The sequence below is a fragment of the Cytophagaceae bacterium ABcell3 genome, from assembly GCA_030913385.1.
Taxonomy (GTDB): domain Bacteria; phylum Bacteroidota; class Bacteroidia; order Cytophagales; family Cytophagaceae; genus ABcell3.
Genome location: CP133159.1, coordinates 3,822,399 through 3,840,777 on the forward strand (window position 1 = coordinate 3,822,399; position 18,379 = coordinate 3,840,777).

Sequence of the window (18,379 nt, forward strand, 5' to 3'; positions counted from 1 at the left end):
ATTTTTCAATTCAGTAAGCAGAAACACCTATGAAAAATAAAATATGCCTAATTACAGGTGCCACTTCAGGAATAGGGAAAGAAACAGCACTATCACTGGCGGCATTACAAGCCCAGGTAATCATTCATGGACGAAACAAAAAGAAGCTAGAAAATACAAAAGCTGAAATAATAAGTAAAACAGGCAATACTCAAACCTTCACTTTCCAAGCTGACATGGAATCATTGCAGGAGGTAAAGCAAATGGCCTACCAGATAGCAGAGCAATTCCCCAGGATTGATGTCCTTATTAACAATGCAGGAGGAATCATGAACAAAGAAAGAGCACTTACGGAAGAGGGCTTTGAAAAAACATTTGCCATCAACCACTTGGCTCCATTTGCACTTACTGGGTTATTGCTCGAAAAGCTTAGAAACAGTACACAGGCAAGGGTCATCAATCTTTCATCTACAGCACATAAATATGCACAGCCAGATTTTAATGACATAATGATGGAGAAAAACTATAATGCTGTCATTGCATATGGAAACGCCAAATTATATACCTTACTATTTACTAAAGAAATGCACAGAAGGTTAAGGCGTCACGGCATTGATCATATAGCCACCTATGCTGTCCATCCAGGAGTCGTTAAGACAGGTTTTGCTTTAGAAAGCAACAGCGTCATGAAACTATTATTTACTTTAGGAAGACCTTTTTTATTAACTCCAGAACAAGGAGCACAAACAAACATTTTTTTGGCCACTGCTCCTGATATTAATAAGCTCAGTGGCGAATATTTTGCTAAGAAAAAGCCAGCTTCTGTAAAAAAAACATACTGTACGCAAGAAAATGCCAATAAACTCTGGGACATTTCAGAAAAGCTCACCAATGTAAAATGGCTTTAAAACACAAAGCTATCAACACAAGCAATTCTCAAAAACCTCTTCAAAAACAAACATGAAATCATACAAAATACACATATAATACAAAAAAACCTTAAAATAAAACCCTATCTATAAAAAAAACACTCTCTTTACATCAAACACGCCTAAAAACACAACCCAACATAAAAACAGAACGTAAACGTAAATCTCAAATAATTAATAACTATGCCATTCTTTTACTTAAACCTTTTTAACAATGGAAGCAAAAAAAAACTCAACCAACTTCCTCAAGATATTTATCGACAATATGCCATTTCCGGTTTTCATTAAAGATGAGCTTAGGAGATATGCATTTATTAACGAGCAGGAGGCACAACTTTTTAATCTCAAAAGCTGTGAAATCATAGGCAAGACAGATGCTGATTTTTTAAAAGACAAGTCAGAGATCAAGCTTATTGAAAAATCAGATGAAGATGTGCTATCCGGCAAAAAAGTTGAGCTGCCTAATCAAATTTTCTCTTTAAAAGATGGTCGCACTTACATTTTTAAAACATACAAATTCCCTATCATCAACCCCAATACAGGAAAAGTAAACGTCTTTGGAATCTCTACAGACGTAACTGATTCCGTAAGCCTAACCAAACTCAAAAAAGTCTTAATATTGAACAGTAACCCTTACACTTGACGAGGCATCAATAATCTATCAATATGGAAGCTTTGTCAATAGCATAAGCACCAAAGAACCCCAAAGCATTCCCTGAGATATTGGTTGTTGGGTTTTGAGGAGCACCTTGAAAAGGATTTCCTCCGGCATTGTTCAAGATAGCGTTAAGGTTGTTATAATACTCGTAAGCTTCCCTATCAATAGACAAAAGTTCGACATGAACAGTATCTCCTTTTTCAAAATCTGAAAAACCTATATCATCAGAAATGCTTCTTCCATTAAACAAAAGATCGTCGAAAACGACAAAGTGCGGAGAAGGTTCTCCTTGCATATTGTTGTTATAAACTTTCAAATAATAGTAGTTACGGGTGTGCCCAGGATCAGTAAAGTGCATATTGATATAGTATTCTGGCCAATTGAAAAGCTGTTCTTCCCGGTGATGAAGAGTCAAACTGTCTATAGGCACCTTTACAGGCATACTAGAAGATGCTGTATATTTTTCACTATCATATTCCACCTCTAAATGGTAAACCCTTCCTTCTACCCCTTCAAGGTTTGTGGTCTTGTACAAACCAGGCTCTTCTTCCACGAGTGATTCAGATTGCCCAGCATTGTCATAAACCTTTACATTGGCACCTACAATTTTCTCAAATTTATCACCCCCCATATAACTTCCACTTTGAGTTATTCTTATAGTATATGGCCCAGGTTTGTTGGTCACCTGACCTTCTATGACAACCCTAGGACTCTCCTCATTTAAGTCCATATCTACAACTTTCTCACAAGAGAAAAAAGCCAGAAACGTCAGTATATAAAATAAAAGATGTTTTTTCATTTTTTCATTTAGAAATTAAAGTTCCAGGTTACAGAGGGTATAATTCGGAACAACGCCACCTGAACAGCCTCCATTTCTCCTGTTTGCTCATTTTCCCTAAAATCAATCAAGAAAGGGTTGTGCCTTGCATACAGGTTGTAAACAGAAAAGTTCCAAGACGAATTAAAGCGGCCTTCTCTAGGACGTTGGTAAGTAAAGGAAACGTCCATCCGGTGGTAAGAAGGCATCCGGTATTCATTTCTTCCGGTATAAAAGTTAACAGTTCTACCTTCATACGTATATCTTCCGGCCGGAAAAGTAACCGGTGTACCGGTTGCATATACCCAGCTACCACTAAATTGCCACTTATTATTGATTTGATAGTTCCCCACAACTGAAATATCATGGATCCGCTCAAAATTAGAAGGATAAGGGTTCCCTTCGTTAATACCTTCTATGAGCCTTAACGACCTAGACAAGGTATAACTAATCCACCCGTTTAATCTTCCCTTGCGTTTCTTGACCAAAAATTCAGCACCATAGGCCCACCCCCTGCCAAAAAGCAGCTCTGTTTCGACTATAGGGTTAAAGAACAAATTGGCGCCACTCCTGTAGTCTATCTGATTTTGCATGTCTTTATAATATACTTCAACAGAAGTTTCATACATATTCTCTTTAAAATTCCGAAAGTATCCAGCAGAAACTTGGTCGCCAATCTGAGGGCTTATGACATTGCTCACGGGCACCCACAAATCTAACGGGAACGCAGCGCTCGAATTAGAGAGCAAGTGCAAATGTTGGCGCATGCGGTTATAAGAGACTTTGATAGAATTTTCTGGATCTATAATATATGTTGCCGACAGCCTTGGCTCTGGCCCCAAATATGTGTGATAGACCTCTCCCCTATTATAAAAAGAAGTATCTGTAACATTTCTCCTACCCTCATCAAATCCATAAACTTCCGAAGGACCAATCAGGTTGAACATAGAAAGGCGTATCCCATATGAAAGAGTTAACCTAGGACTGATCACATGATCATTTTGAATATACACACCATGTTCTAAAGCATTTCTGGAGGGAACCGCAGCCTCTTCAAGACCTTCAATATTTGAGCTAAACGATGGCATTCGAAAGTCATGGTACATAGTACTAAAACCAAACCTCACATGATGTTTTTTATTTGGCTGCCAGTCCCAATCAGTTTTAGCATTGTATGTCCGAATTCCAGAATTTAGTTCAATACCAAAATCACCAAGATTAAAATTTATGTTATAATCATAGTTGCTAACAGACAAAGTCGTAGTATGGTGCAATTTGCTATTGTATATATGGCTCCATCTTAAAGAAGAAGTCGCATTGCCCCAGCCCATACGAAAATTATCAGAGTAGCCAAAAACATCCCTTCCATAATACCCACTGAGGGAAACCCTGTCTTTGTCAGACAAGGTATAATCTGCTTTAAAATTCAAGTCGTAAAAATGGAGTGTAGAGTTCCTAAGTGACTCGTTAGGACTTAAGTTTAAAAATAAGTCAGCATACGTCCTTCTACCAGAAATTATAAAAGAACCTTTATCTTGAGCAAAAGGCCCCTCAAGCGTTAGTCGACTGGAAATAAGACCAATACCGCCATTTCCCGAAAATCGCTCCTTGTTTCCACTCCGCATACGCACATCCAACACAGAAGAAAGCCTCCCTCCGTACAAAGAAGGGACACCTGCTTTGTATAATTTCAAGTCCCGAACCGCATCACCATTAAAGGCAGAGAAAAAACCTAGTAAGTGAAAGGGGTTATATACGACGGCATCATCAACCAATATAAGGTTTTGATCTGTACCACCCCCACGAACAAAAAGTCCTGTAAAACCATCGCCAGTAGTTTGGACACCGGGCATCAATGTCAAGGTCCTGATAACATCGGTTTCTCCAAAAAGAACAGGGACTGACTGTATCTCTGCCATATCCATCTCCACCGTGCTCATTTCCGTTGAAGTAATGTTGTTGTTATTCGTCCTTTCTCCCGCTACTTCCACTTCTTCGAGCATAAAGTCTTCTCCTTGTAACGTAAAATCTAGGTTAAGGTCCTTATCAACATTCACTTTTTGCCATAAAGTATCATAACCAAAAGACGTGACCCTAAAAGTATAAGTACCAGGTGGCAAAACCACCTTATAAAACCCGCCTTCGTTGGCATATGTACCTTTCTTTATTTCTTGGATATAAACCCCTGCTCCACTTAATTCAAAATCCAACTCACCGTCTTTGACGATTCCACTTACAGTATAATTTTCCTGAGCAAAAGAAATTGCACTACAAAGGGTAAAAAATAGAATGTATAATTTTTTCATGGAAATAACCCAGCAAGACTACCAGGTACCTTAACATTTTTGTATTTTCTCTAAAATAAATTATTAGCAACAGAAACAGCGCTGGCGATTAATCAGACCTCAACATGCATTATCAATGATTCACAACACATAACAAATAAAAACAATACTTTTTTGTAGCAAAAAGATGACTAACTTTTCAGTACCGAAAGATAAGTAATTTTTATCTTAGTTCTAGTCTAACCGAACTAGTTTTTTTCAACAAACGCACAAGAGAAACGCTACAGTGCCTGTTTTCATAATTAAGTTTTAAGTGGTGCTAGCATTCTCACTCTTTGCCTCAAAGGATACTGATATACCAACAGTTATTAGAAAACCATTGAAAAAAAAATAATTTTATGGATAATTCTTTCAATGATGATAAAAAGCATTGCAAAGCAAATGCAAAAAAGAGAACTTGTAAAGATACTTATCGACAGAACAAGATATTGCAAGTATGGTGGTAAAAATACTATTTTTACAAGCTCTAATAGTTGCCCTTGCAGTACAATACCAAAATAAAAATGGACAAACGAAGTGTTGAAATTATGGCACCGGCAGGTTCTTATGAATCTTTAAGTGCAGCAATAAAAGCCGGATGCAACTCTGTTTACTTTGGAGTAGAACAACTAAACATGCGGTCACGCTCCACTTTCAACTTTACCACAGAAGACCTTCCTAACATAGCCAGTATATGTAAAGAAAATAACATAAAGTCGTACCTAACACTCAACACCATCATGTACGACCACGACCTGAAGCTATTGAAAGTAATAACAGAAAAGGCCAAAGAAAGTGGAATTTCTGCAATTATAGCCTCAGATCATGCAGTCATGGCACATGCGCTAAAAATAGGGATGCCCCTTCACATTTCTACCCAAGCCAACATTACCAACATAGAAACTGTTGAGTTCTATGCTGCCTTTGCTGATGTAATGGTATTATCTCGTGAATTGAGCCTTCAGCAGGTAGCCTATATTACCAAAGAAATTAAAAGGCGAAAAATAAAAGGCCCGTCAGGCGAGCTGGTAAAAATAGAAATATTTGCCCATGGAGCTTTATGCATGGCTGTTTCAGGAAAGTGTTATCTAAGCCTGCATTCTCACAATGCTTCAGCAAACAGAGGTGCTTGTATACAAAACTGCCGAAGGGAGTATATCGTCACCGATAAAGAAGAAGGCTATGAATTAGCGATTGACAACGAATACATCATGAGCGCCAAAGACCTTTGTACAATAGGTTTTTTGGACAAGATCCTAGAAGCAGGAGTGAATATATTAAAAATAGAAGGACGTGGCAGGGCCGCTGATTATGTGCTTACCACTGTCAAGTGCTACAGGGAAGCGGTAGATGCTATAGCAGATGGGACATATACCAAAGAAAAGGTGCAAACTTGGGAAAATGAGTTGGCTACAGTATTCAACAGGGGCTTTTGGGACGGTTACTATCTAGGCAGAAAGATGGGTGAATGGAATGACTCTTACGGCTCTAAAGCAACGAAAAAGAAGATTTACTTAGGGAGAAACATCAAGTATTTCGGCAAAATTAAAGTAGCAGAATTTGTACTAGACACACACGCTCTAAAATGCGGGGATGAAATCCTGATCACAGGACCATCTACCGGAGCATATAAGACAGTTGTAAAAGAAATCAGGGTAAATGACCAATGTGTAGATCAAGTAGAAAAAGGAGTAAATTTTTCTATACCCGTAGAAGAAAAAATAAGGCCATCTGACAAGCTTTATAAAATAATAAACTCCTGATGCTACAGATTACCTATTATAGAAATAAGTGTATAGGCTGCAATGGATGTGTAGAAGCTGCCCCTGAAAGATGGCGAATTTCCAGAGCTGATGGCAAAAGCAACCTTATTAATGGAAGGGAAAAGAAAGGCATTTATACCACTACGGTAAATATGACAGAATATGAAGAGAATGAGCAAGCCGCAGCTAATTGCCCAATGAGGATTATTAAACTGAAGGTGTTGTGATAAAGTTTTTTAGATTTCTTTTTACAGGTCTAACTTTTTTCTTGCAAGTTTAATAGTACAATTAACAGTTCAATAACATTTTTAAACCGCCATAAATCCAATAAAAATGAAAAAGGCCAACGCCCTTCAGTCGCAAATAGCGGCAATATTTAGAAAGCAGGTACAAAAAGACCCCAAAGTTAAAAATGCTTATCTTTTTGTACATTCAGAAAAATTGAACGTGCTCCTGAATATTGCGGAAGGAAACGGAGATACAGAGGTCAGCCCCCAGCAGCCCAACCATATGGCGAGTGTGGGAAAATTGTTTACGGCAACCATAATCGGTATACTGTACGAGAAAAACAAGCTGGACTATAATGACAGCATCTGTCGGTACCTTGATCCTGAGCTAACTAATGGCCTTCATATTTATAAGGGAAAAGACTATACAAAGGACATCACCATCAGGCACCTTTTGATGCAGACCTCAGGGCTCAATGATGTGTTTTATCATTTATGGGAAAAGTTTAAAACCGATCCGGATTTCTCCATTACGCCCTTAGATGCTGTATTGTGGGGCAAAGAAAACTTAAAACCGGTAGCCGTTCCGGGCAAGAGGCATTTCTACACAGACACCAACTACTACCTTTTGGGACTGATCGTGGAGAACATCACCGGAAAAAAATTTCACGAGGTGATGCATGAGCTTATTTTTGAGCCTTTAGGCATGGACCATGCGTATATGTATGGGTTTTCCAAACCCAAAGTTGAACCTGGATTGCCAATGGCGAAATTGCTTCTGGACGATATTGATATTGCAAATATTCCCAATGTTCACCAGATCGACTATGCAGGCGGCAGTATCGTTGCCCCACTTGAGGAATATTATACCTTCATGAAGTCCTTGATAAACCACAAGATCGTCAAAGAAGAAACCTTAAACAGAATGATTATAGATGATATCTGGAAGGGCTTTCCTACCCTTGCTTTTAATTACGGCTATTCGGTCTGGAAGCTAAAAGCAATCCCTTTCCTTCTGCCCAAAACCTACTATAGCTGGGGCTGTGTCGGGGTGTCCGGGGCATTTATGTTTTACCATCCTTTGACGGAGTCATATATTATCGGAACTTTCAATAACTCTTCTTATATGAGCAAGGGCCTGGATTTTATGATCAAGAAGCTGATCAAAGCGCTGGTAAAACACAGCCCTGCATAACATTGCTGTTAACTTGCGGTGGAGCATTCTTCTCAATCCGCAAATTTACCTTTGGCGCTCTATTGATTAGCTCATAGAAAAGAGCCCCCATAGTTGTAGCATCCAGCTACGACTTAACATTTTATAGTAGCGTCTCGCTACAGGTGATAACCGTACTTCAAACCATCCCGTCAACTTTCCATGAAAAAGCCTTAATACCTTGTTCAGGCATTTCCTTATTAAGTTCTTTCACCTTTTCTAAAAGTTGATGGGCTTCTTCTTCGGTAACTATGGACATCAAGGCATTATTTAGTGATGGCCATGTGTGGGTACCCATTCTAGGTTCGCCAGTTTCAGAGCCACGTCCTCGTACGCTTTCCCACTGTGTAAACCCTCTAACGCCAAGACTTTCCAAAGCTTCAAACACCTCTCCGGTCATGCCTTGATTGTATACAATAAAAACAGCTTTCATATCAAAGGTCTTGTAAATTCATCTTCGCCTTGTTTTTTCTTTTCATTATAGCATATAGTACAGGAACCAATACCATGGTAATAAGAGTAGAGAAAATCAATCCACCAGTAACAGCGATACCCATTGGTTGCCATATTTCAGAACCTTCACCTATACTAAAGACCATAGGCAACATAGCCAAAATAGTAGTAAATGTTGTCATCAACACAGGTCTTAACCTAGAACGCCCCGACGCTACTATCGCCTCATTCATAGACATGCCCCGATTACGCATCAGGTTGATATAGTCTACTAGCACAATAGCGTTTTTCACCACTATACCTACCAATATAATCCCTCCTAGCAAAGCTAAAATACCCAAAGGTGTATTGGACACGAATAGGCTTAGCAGCACCCCTGAGAAAGCAAAAGGAAGTGAAAACATGATAATAAAAGGGTCAACCAACGATTCAAATTGAGCTGCCATGACCATGTACACCAGCATGACACTCAATAATAACAGCATAAACATATCTCCAAAAGCATCTTGTTGATTTTCCACCTGCCCGCCAAACTCCAGGTATACACCTGCTGGGAGATCTACTTTTTCAATCAAATTCTCAATATCACTAGTAATAGAACCTAAAGCCCTTCCATGCAACCCTGCGGAAAGTGTAATAACCCGCTCTCTGTTCAACCTTTCTACCACCAAAGGAGCAAACTCCTCCTCTACCCGTCCTATTTCCTTTAGCTTTACAGATTGTCCAGCCGCATTAACAATGGAAATATTCTCTATATCACTGATAGAAGACCGAAATTCAGGCTTGTACCTGATAAACACATCATATTCATTACCAGACTCACGGTACTTAGTAGCAGCTGTACCTGCCACTAAATGCCGTACTGCGTTACCTACTGTGGAGGCGTTCAAGCCAGCCAATGCCATCTTTTCTCGATCCAAAACCACCTTCAGCTGTGGCCTGTCTGACCCTCGGCTGCTTTCGACATCTCTTGTACCCGGCACTTGCCGTATTAACCTCATTAAAGAATCTGAGAATAAAGAGGTTGTTTCAAAGTCGTGACCAATAACTTTAAGTTCAATAGGCTTGCCACTTCCTCCTGCACCACCAAACATAGCTCCAAGACCACCACCTGAGCCAAGGTTCACCTTAATCACTCCCGGTATACTGTAAACAAAATCACGTATCTCTTCAGATATTTCAAAAACAGATTTATCGCGCAACCCCTTTTCAACAAAACCCAAGGTGAGGTTCAGGATATGAGAACCCTGCTGCGCATTGCCCATACGTACTCCCTGATCGTCACGACCTACACTGGTACTGATCACTTCAAGGTCTTTACCATAGGTTTTCTTCAGATGGTCCTCAATACGGGCGGCAATTTTATCCGATTCCTCTAAACGCCTACCAGTTTCCAATTCTATATTTAAAGTAACACGTCCATTGTCAGACTCTGCAATAAACTCTGTCCCTATATAAGGAACAAGGAACAATGACCCTATGAATATTGCCAAAGAGGCAAACAAAGTGAGCTTCTTGTATTTTAATGCACCTTGGACAAAACCGCCATAAGCATCTTCCCAGCTTTTAAACACGCTATCGCTCCAAACATCAAATCTAGATGGTTTCTTTTCCTGTACTTGACGTTTTTTAGACTTCAATAAACGTGAAGCAAGCATAGGTGTCAATGTCAATGCCGCCACGGTAGAGGTTACTACTGTCAAGCTTACAATTATCCCCAACTGCTTAAATAACACACCCGTCATTCCAGTCAGAAAAGCCAGCGGAAGAAATACCGCAACCACAGTCAAGGTGGTAGCCACTACAGCAAGCCCCACTTCATTAGAGCCAAAAATCGCCGCTTCTTTAGGTCTACTTCCTTTTTCTGTATAGCTGGTAATATTTTCCAATATTACTATCGCATCGTCTACCACCATGCCCATAGCAATAGCAAGTGAAGATAAAGAGATAAGGTTTAAGGAGTTGTCTGATATATACAAGTAAATCAGGGCAACTATCAAAGAAAAAGGGATGGTCAGAAAAACAATAAAGGTAGACCGCCATCTTTTCAAAAAGAAAAGGACAACTACTATAATAAAAACCCCGCCAAAGATAAGCACTTGACCCAGGTTAGAAATAGAGTTTACTATAAAGGTAGAAGTGTCGACCACCGTTCCTAACTCCACATCTGGAGGAAGCTGGGCCTGTATTTCAGGCAAACGTTTAAAAACTTCCCTGGCCACACTTACCGTATTAGCGTTGGCTTGTTTCTGCACCCTTATCCGTACGCCTTCTTTTCCATTGATCTTTTCATGCATGGTACGCTCCATCATGCCATCGTACACAGTAGCCACATCAGAAAGATATATCAAGCGCCCTTCATTTTGCCCAACAATAATATTTCGGAAAGCCTCAGGATCATTCAACTCGCCCTCAACACGCAAGTTGTACTCCATCCGCCCCATATTGATGCTTCCGGCAGGAATATTCTGGTTATTGTTATGTAAAGCCTGGGTAATCTGTGGCACAGTCATCCCAAAAGCTTCCAGACGGTTTGGGTCTAAATCAACTCGAACCTGGCGAACAGGCCCTCCGGAAACATTAACCGCACCAACACCTGGAATACGGTTCAAGGCAGTCACAACCCGATCTTCAATGATTCTGTCAAGCTCAGGAAAGCTCTCATCAGCAGTGGCAGATAGGACGACCACTGGAAAAAGCCCTGTATTAAATTTAAAAATAATAGGGTTTTCTGCATCGTCAGGAAGTAAGCGCTGTTGCCGAGCGATGGCATCCCTAATATCATTGGCAGCTTCGTTTAAGTCCGTTTCATAGGTAAACTCCAATACCACAGAAGAGAAATTATCTTCAGAGGTAGAAGTAATCTTATCCAGTCCAGTCAGGGTACTCAAACCTTCTTCCAGCACACGGGTAATATTTGTTTCCACGTCTTCTGCACCTGCACCCGAATAGGAAGTAAATACAGTAATGACCGGAGGATCTACATCCGGGAACAAATCAACTGGTAACCTCAAGAAAGCAGTACCGCCAAGGACAAATACTGCCACAAAAAACATTAAAGTAGTTACCGGCCTATGTACCGCAAAACTGGTAAGTTTATTCATTTACAGATTCGGCTTTAAACTGAGACACAACATTGACCGGAGTTCCACTATGCAACCTTCCCTGACCAGTAGTAACAAGGGTATCACCTTCAGACAAACCGTCCAACACTTCCACCCACTCATTAAAGGATTTTCCTGTAGTAATCGTCTTTCTAACTGCTTGTCCATTATCAATAATAAAACCGTAAAACCTTTGGGTCCCAGGTTGCCTGATAATGGCACTTCTTGGCACCATTAATGTATGGTTTTCATCCAAATCAAGCGTTATTCGGGCAAACATACCCGGTTTTAAAAGTTCATCCTTGTTATCAACTTTGATTTCTACTGTGAAAGTTCTTGTAGAAGGGTCTACCACAGGAAAGATATTAGACACTTCGCCTTTAAATGTTTTATCAGGATAAACATCTGAGCGTATTACAGCGCGCTGCCCACGTTTTAACTGTGGGTACAACCTTTCAGAGACATTTACAGTCGCTTTTAATTGATCAATTTGCTGAAGGGTCAAGATCGCAGGCACACCAGTAGCCACTGGTGACATAGTAAAAACCTCCCCCTCATTCATAAATCTAGCAGTAATAGTTCCGTCAAAAGGAGCTTTTAGTTGGGTGTTTCTACTGGTTAAATTATGATTGGTCCGGGCATTCTCAAATTGATCTCTGGCATTTTCAAATTGCTGAAGGGAAATAGCCCCTTCGCGGTACAAAGTATCCATACGGCGAAGATTCTTTTCTGCTGCACGAAGTTGTACTAGAGACTGATTGAGGGAAGCGTCATTCATCTGAACAAGCACCTGTCCTTTTTTCACTTTATCGCCTTCCCAAACAAAAATCCTCTCAATAATTCCTGCAGATTGAGCGGCTATGTTTCTGCGCTCCCATGCATTCAGTGTGCTGGTGAAGACTGATTGAAAAGGCATGTTCTCCTTTCTTACAGGCATTACTTCTACAGGCACAACCTGCTCTTTGGTTTCCTCTTTCTCCTGTTCCTTTTGTGGCTGACAAGAAAAGAATCCCACAAATGCTATCAAAAGCAAAAAATTACTTAGTTTAAAAACATGAACCATGAGACCTATAACTGAAAGTTTTAATTAATATCTATATTTGCCCTGCCTGTCAGCCTTTCGTATTCTGCATGCGCAATATTATAATCATAAATTGCCTGTAGGTAGTTCAACCTTGCCTGCGTTAAGGCAAGTTCAGCATCATTAAGCTCCAACAAAGTACCTATTCCCCCGGTGTACCTGGTGCGCGCAATACGCAGCCCACGTTCGGCCAACTGCACTGAATTTTGTTGCGCCTGATAACGGTTCCATGCTTGTCTCATAAGAAACAGTTGGTTTTGGACTTGCGTCTTAATTGCATCGTCCGTCATTTTCCGTTGTTGCTCTATCTGCTTTTTCCCTATCCGCGCCTGCTCTATCTGCTGGTTAGTCATTAAACCATTGAAAATTGGTATATTAAGCTGCAATCCAGTAATGGAAGTATTGACCCAGTCATAGGTAGTAATATCCAAATGTTCCGCTTGTGTCTGCATTTGATAATTGGCAAAAGCAGATAAGGTAGGGTGTTTGGCAGATTGAGCCAAAGAAACCTGCTGTTCAGCTAAAACATTTTGATATCTCAACCGGCGTAAAGAAGGATTGTCCTCCACCGATACCTCCAGTTCCACATCAGCCCTTTCCAATCTCAGGCTGTCTGTGAGCACCATCGCAGTGCCAGGAGCAAGACCAATTGACAACTTTAGCATTTCCATATTAACTTGGTAATTATCAATAGACTGCTCCAAAGAAGGAAGTACACTTTGCAATTGCACCTCAGCCCTGACCAACTCATATTCAGACACAACACCCTGATCAAATTGCTGACGGACCTGCCGAAAGTTCTGCAATGCATTTTGGTGTGTAACTTCCATAACACGTACAGACTCAAGAGCCAGTAGTGTATTGTAATAGTTCCTTTTCACCTCAGCCACTGTATTGATCCTGGTTTCCCGGTCAGACTCTCTTGCCAACTGTACATTCGTTTCTGCAAGTCTAATTCCAGGATAAATCCCCCCAGAATATATAGGGACACTCCCTGAAAGTGTGCCACTAAAAGAATGGTCAGCTCCCAGTTGCAGGACCTCTCCAAATGGACTTCCTGGTGGAAGAAATATAACTGGACGGAGAATGTTATAGTTGTAAGATCCTGAAGCCTCCACCCTTGGCAAAAGACGTCCACGTGCTTCACGAACACCTGAAGAAGCCATGTCGATCTCAAGGTGACTGATCTGAATGTTCCGATTCTCCCGAAGCGACAGACTTACAGCTTCATTCACATTTAAGAATAAAGTATCATTCTGAGCAGTAGATCTTTCTGAAAACAAAATCACTGCAACGAAAATCACCAATAATCTTTTCATTTATTAAGCAAAATTTAGAAAATTTGGTTCGGTTTCAACCGAACGAAGTAACGAAAAAAAATTATACTTTCACCTTTATACTTTTCTTTTTTCTTCCCATCGTTTGATAATTTTGGGTAGCTCCTCCTCAAGCTCTTTATAGAGTTCACAGATATCTCGCATGTTTTTTACAAAGTCCTCCTGCTTTCCTCCTTGTATAGCCAAGCCCTCTTCAATCAGAAGCCTTAAATCATGTATAAAAAAGCTATGATGTTTAATGGTAGTAAGCCATGAGTCTGGTTTAATGACAAAGTACCTTTTTCTATCACCTGGCAAGGTAATAAAGTCTAAGACCCTTTGTTTTAACAAAGTGTTAACAGAAGCGCTAATGGTACTTTTGCTGGCCCCAAGAAATTCTTGCAAATCGTAAAAAGTAGCCTGCGGAGGGTCTGAGGTAAGTATAAAGCCAACAATTCTTCCAGCAACAGGCGCCGAACCTGCTGTTTCCAAGAAGCTTCCTATTTTTTCTATATACTCTTTACGTTGCGAATCCATAACAAACCAGATGAAAGGCAAAGGTACAAAATGTTTGTTGATAGAAGCCTTGACAAGGGGCTGCTTTTTACAATTCTTCGGCTGAAAAAAAGCATTCCCTTTCCACCCATATAATTCATATCCCCCCCTAAAAACTGGGGTAAAACAAAGAAAGCCTGCCGAAAATGGCAGACTTTCTCTTCTTGTGGTGTTAACTAGTTGTTTATTCAAATAATCAACATCATATAAATATACCTTAAAATTTAAACAGCCACATCATTTTCTCTTAGTGCATCATTAAGGGAAGTCTTAAGGTCTGTGCTTGCCTTACGCTTACCTATGATCAAAGCACAAGGTACCTGGAATTCACCGGCTGGGAATTTTTTACTATAAGAGCCAGGAATAACAACAGAGCGCTCAGGCACATAACCTTTATATTCTACTGGTTTTTCTCCTGTCACATCTATTACCTTAGAGCTACCAGTAAGAGTAACGTTAGCACCAAGCACAGCTTCTTTCCCAACACGAACCCCTTCAACAACAATACATCTAGAGCCAATAAAAGCCCCGTCTTCAACAATAACCGGAGCAGCCTGAACAGGCTCCAGTACGCCACCAATTCCAACACCGCCACTCAAATGGACATTTTTACCTATTTGCGCACAACTACCTACAGTAGCCCAAGTATCTACCATAGTACCTTCGTCAACATAAGCACCAATGTTTACGTAAGAAGGCATCATAATAACCCCTTTGCTAACATAAGCACCATATCTGGCAACGGCAGGAGGCACTACCCTTACGCCCAATTTATCATAATTCCGCTTAAGCTCCATTTTGTCATAGTATTCAAAAGGACCGGCTTCGGTAACTTTCATTTTCTGAAGCGGGAAATATAAAATAACAGCTTTTTTAACCCATTCATTTACTTTCCAGCTTCCATCTTCGGCTGGCTCTGCTACCCTACGGATACCTTTGTCAAGCTCCTCTATTACCGTACGAACTGCGGTTTCTACCTCATGCGACTGCAATAAGCTGCGGTCATTCCAGGTTCTTTCTATAAGGTCTTGTAATTCTTGCATGTTTAAAAGTATTTATATATTACAGAAAATTAGCTACAGTTATTAAAAATCCATGAACAGAAAAAAGATTTTTCTGGCTTCTGTCCTTAAGCCCGTAAATGAAGCCCGAATGTACGAAAAATTTGCAAAATCATTGGCAGATTATTACGAAGTACATGTAGCAGGGCATGAAGGAAAAAATAAAAACATACATAAAAATATTTACCTATACCCGCTATTCCAGCTTACCAGATTATCATTTGACAGATTTTTTGCTCCTTGGAAAATTTACCAGCTTATGGTAAAAATAAAGCCTCAACTAGTAGTAGCCTGTACCCATGAACTTCTAATAGCCGCATGTTTTTACAAACTTTTTCATAAAACTAAGCTAGTTTATGATGTGCAGGAAAATTATTACTTTAATATAAAGTATACCCAAACATTCCCCCTGGTCATAAGAAATATTCTTGCTTGCTATGTTAGAGCCAAAGAAAAGCTGTGCGGCCATTTTATAGACCACTTTATTTTAGCAGAAAAATGTTATGAGGAAGAGCTACCATTCTTAAGGACCAAGTACACCGTTATAGAAAACAAATATCGCCCCTTAGAAGAAGAGGCAATACAACCTGTTAAAAAAAGTAAGACCATAAACCTACTTTACTCAGGCACTATATCATTAGAATATGGAATTTTTGAAGCAGTGAACCTTGCAAAAAAATTGTACGAAGTTAATAATTCCATAAGGCTAACAATTATAGGATGGTCAGCCAAGGAGCAAACGGCCAAAGCTTTGCGGAAAGAAATAGAAGGGGTACCATTTATTAACTTAATAACAGATCACAAACCTGTACCTCATCAAAAAATTATCAAAGAAATCTCTCAAGCCGATTTTGGACTCCTTAGCTATAGGCCAAACAAAAGCACATGCAATAGGCTTCCGACCAAGCTGTTCGAATATACCGCCCACAAACTACCGATGCTGATTAACAAAAATCCTAAATGGGAAAGCTTAAGCAAAGCATATAATTCTGCCATTCTATTAGATTACCATAATTTTGACCCAAATCATGTGCTGGGGCTTATGTCGTCAACAACTTTTTATGATAAAGGCGACACTAACCAGGTATTGTGGAAAACAGAGGAACAAAAGTTATACAAGACAATCAACCACTTACTAAACCCCTAAACCGAGTTTTAGATTAATCTAATAAAATATGTATTTTTGCATATAAAATTTATTAATATAGAGTAAAAAAATTCAAAGCCTTGGCGGCAGTAACAATAATGAGTAACAGCAAATCAGTAACACTAAGCCATACAGAAGAAAATTACCTAAAAGCCATTTACCATTTATCAGAACATGGCACCAAAGAAGTAAACACAAATGCTGTTTCTGAGGTTTTGCAAACCAGACCTGCTTCTGTAAGTGATATGCTAAGAAAGCTGTCGGCAAAGAAAATGATCAATTATATTAAGTACCAAGGTGTAACAGTTACTGAAAATGGAAAAAAGGAAGCGCTTCAAGTAATCAGGAAACACCGTTTATGGGAAGTGTTCTTGGTGGAAAAACTAAAATTCAACTGGGATGAAGTACATGAGATTGCAGAACAACTTGAGCATATCCAGTCCAAGTTGCTTATAAAACGCCTGGACGAATTCCTTGGTTTTCCTTCATACGATCCACATGGAGACCCTATTCCTAATGAAGCTGGCGAATTTACTCCTAAGCCAAGAATAACCTTATCAGAGGCAGAAGTAGATTCACCAAATGTGGTAGTAGGTTTAAAGGAAACCTCCTCCCCTTTTCTTCAATTTTTGGACAAAACAGGTATTTATATTGGCGCCAAAATTAAAATACTAGAACGTATCGCTTTTGACCAGTCACTTGAGATAACCATAGACGAAAACAAAACATTAAATGTGTCCAGTGAAGTAGCCAAAAACATTTATGTAACAGATTAATGAGCAAACACATGAACCAGTTTATAAAGCTTTTATTGCCAGCTATATTATTTATAAGCATAGCCTCGTGTGACAGTCCTGACGAGCGTAGGCAAATAACAGAAGAGGATGCCCCAGCGGCTGCCGCCCCTTCGCCCATTACCATCCTTACAACCACCAACCTTATTGCAGACGCTGTACGCCAAGTAGCTGGCGATGTAGCTGAAGTATCTTCGTTGATGGGTCCAGGGGTAGACCCGCACCTTTACAGGGCCACAGACAGGGACAGAAGACGTATTATGGAATCTGATGTAGTATACTATAATGGACTACACCTGGAAGGTAGAATGAGTGACATACTAGCAAAAACAGGTGCCAGGAAACCAGTAATAGCAGTAGCCGAGAAAATTGACAGGACTCAAATCATTTATCACGATAGGGTGGCAGACCCACATGTTTGGTTTGATGTCACCTTATGGAAAGAAGTTGTAAGTACTATATCTCAAGACCTGCAAGAAAGATTTCCCATTCATGCGCAACGATTTATAAATAATGAAGAAAACTATTTGGGCGTCTTAGATACGTTAGATCATTGGGCAAGAACCGAAATAGGGTCAATTCCGAGACAACAGAGAGTGATGGTAACAGCACACGATGCGTTCAATTATTTTGGCAGGGCATATAATATTGAGGTAGAAGGCATGCAAGGGCTCTCCACCCTATCCGACCTTTCTCTTGGAGAGGTTACTGAAATTGTCAGGATGCTTGTAGAACGAGAAATTAAAGCCGTTTTTGTAGAGTCGTCTGTTCCACAAAGCACAGTAGAGGCCGTAGTAGTAGGCGCTAGAGCAAGAGGTCACGATGTCCAAATAGGTGGTGAACTGTTCTCTGACGCCCTTGGAGAAGAAGGCACTCCCGAAGGCACCTATGTGGGCATGGTAGAACATAATGTCAGAACTATTACTGAAGCTTTAAAATAAAGATTGAGAAAACTAAT

At 40.0% G+C, this 18,379-nt stretch carries 16 protein-coding genes; 8 read left to right on the forward strand and 8 right to left on the reverse strand.

Features of this window, described 5'->3' with window-relative positions; translation table 11 throughout:
- Positions 1 to 29 precede the first annotated feature (29 nt).
- The gene (locus tag RCC89_15530) at positions 30 to 887 is read left to right on the forward strand and encodes an SDR family oxidoreductase (protein WMJ74563.1); all 858 of its coding nucleotides are present in this window, start codon (positions 30 to 32) and stop codon (positions 885 to 887) included.
- 235 nt (positions 888 to 1,122) lie between these two features.
- Positions 1,123 to 1,551, forward strand: a complete 429-nt coding sequence (locus RCC89_15535; GenBank protein WMJ74564.1) for a PAS domain-containing protein — start codon at positions 1,123 to 1,125, stop codon at positions 1,549 to 1,551.
- A gap of 7 nt (positions 1,552 to 1,558) precedes the next feature.
- Here RCC89_15535 and RCC89_15540 read toward each other — a convergent pair whose 3' ends face one another.
- The gene (locus tag RCC89_15540; GenBank protein ID WMJ74565.1) at positions 1,559 to 2,365 is read right to left on the reverse strand and encodes a DUF4249 domain-containing protein; all 807 of its coding nucleotides are present in this window, start codon (positions 2,363 to 2,365) and stop codon (positions 1,559 to 1,561) included.
- A gap of 8 nt (positions 2,366 to 2,373) precedes the next feature.
- On the reverse strand, positions 2,374 to 4,689 hold the full coding sequence (locus tag RCC89_15545; GenBank protein WMJ74566.1) for a carboxypeptidase-like regulatory domain-containing protein: 2,316 nt from the start codon (positions 4,687 to 4,689) through the stop codon (positions 2,374 to 2,376).
- Between the two features lie 542 nt (positions 4,690 to 5,231).
- On the opposite strand from RCC89_15545, the gene RCC89_15550 reads away from it, so the two are divergent.
- From RCC89_15550 to RCC89_15560, 3 genes are all read left to right on the forward strand, one after another.
- Positions 5,232 to 6,470, forward strand: a complete 1,239-nt coding sequence (locus tag RCC89_15550) for a peptidase U32 family protein (protein ID WMJ74567.1) — start codon at positions 5,232 to 5,234, stop codon at positions 6,468 to 6,470.
- The gene (locus RCC89_15555; GenBank protein ID WMJ74568.1) at positions 6,470 to 6,697 is read left to right on the forward strand and encodes a ferredoxin; all 228 of its coding nucleotides are present in this window, start codon (positions 6,470 to 6,472) and stop codon (positions 6,695 to 6,697) included. The genes RCC89_15550 and RCC89_15555 overlap by 1 nt, the downstream gene beginning before the upstream one ends.
- A 106-nt stretch (positions 6,698 to 6,803) precedes the next feature.
- The gene (locus tag RCC89_15560) at positions 6,804 to 7,892 is read left to right on the forward strand and encodes a serine hydrolase (protein ID WMJ74569.1); all 1,089 of its coding nucleotides are present in this window, start codon (positions 6,804 to 6,806) and stop codon (positions 7,890 to 7,892) included.
- Positions 7,893 to 8,049: 157 nt separating this feature from the next.
- On the opposite strand, the gene RCC89_15565 is transcribed toward RCC89_15560, so the two are convergent.
- From RCC89_15565 to RCC89_15590, 6 genes are all read right to left on the reverse strand, one after another.
- Positions 8,050 to 8,343: a P-II family nitrogen regulator gene (locus RCC89_15565; protein WMJ74570.1), complete on the reverse strand. Its 294-nt coding sequence runs from the start codon at positions 8,341 to 8,343 to the stop codon at positions 8,050 to 8,052.
- A gap of 1 nt (position 8,344) precedes the next feature.
- Positions 8,345 to 11,467 carry an efflux RND transporter permease subunit gene (locus RCC89_15570; protein ID WMJ74571.1) on the reverse strand — a complete coding sequence of 1,041 codons (3,123 nt, stop codon included), beginning with the start codon at positions 11,465 to 11,467 and terminating at the stop codon, positions 8,345 to 8,347.
- Positions 11,460 to 12,500: an efflux RND transporter periplasmic adaptor subunit gene (locus RCC89_15575; GenBank protein WMJ74572.1), complete on the reverse strand. Its 1,041-nt coding sequence runs from the start codon at positions 12,498 to 12,500 to the stop codon at positions 11,460 to 11,462. Before RCC89_15575 ends, RCC89_15570 begins: the two co-directional genes overlap by 8 nt.
- A gap of 50 nt (positions 12,501 to 12,550) precedes the next feature.
- On the reverse strand, positions 12,551 to 13,867 hold the full coding sequence (locus tag RCC89_15580; protein WMJ74573.1) for a TolC family protein: 1,317 nt from the start codon (positions 13,865 to 13,867) through the stop codon (positions 12,551 to 12,553).
- Positions 13,868 to 13,942: 75 nt separating this feature from the next.
- Positions 13,943 to 14,401, reverse strand: a complete 459-nt coding sequence (locus RCC89_15585) for a MarR family transcriptional regulator (GenBank protein WMJ74574.1) — start codon at positions 14,399 to 14,401, stop codon at positions 13,943 to 13,945.
- Positions 14,402 to 14,643: 242 nt separating this feature from the next.
- Complete coding sequence (locus RCC89_15590) at positions 14,644 to 15,462, reverse strand: 2,3,4,5-tetrahydropyridine-2,6-dicarboxylate N-succinyltransferase (GenBank protein ID WMJ74575.1); 819 nt, start codon at positions 15,460 to 15,462, stop codon at positions 14,644 to 14,646.
- Between the two features lie 52 nt (positions 15,463 to 15,514).
- Here RCC89_15590 and RCC89_15595 point away from each other — a divergent pair, with 52 nt between their 5' ends.
- The 3 genes from RCC89_15595 (at position 15,515) to RCC89_15605 (ending at position 18,362) form a co-directional block, all read left to right on the forward strand.
- Complete coding sequence (locus RCC89_15595) at positions 15,515 to 16,627, forward strand: glycosyltransferase (protein WMJ74576.1); 1,113 nt, start codon at positions 15,515 to 15,517, stop codon at positions 16,625 to 16,627.
- A gap of 98 nt (positions 16,628 to 16,725) precedes the next feature.
- Complete coding sequence (locus tag RCC89_15600; GenBank protein ID WMJ74577.1) at positions 16,726 to 17,403, forward strand: metal-dependent transcriptional regulator; 678 nt, start codon at positions 16,726 to 16,728, stop codon at positions 17,401 to 17,403.
- An 11-nt stretch (positions 17,404 to 17,414) separates the two neighbouring features.
- Positions 17,415 to 18,362 (forward strand): zinc ABC transporter substrate-binding protein, encoded by a 948-nt coding sequence (locus RCC89_15605; protein WMJ74578.1) that lies wholly within the window; start codon positions 17,415 to 17,417, stop codon positions 18,360 to 18,362.
- Positions 18,363 to 18,379 lie beyond the last annotated feature (17 nt).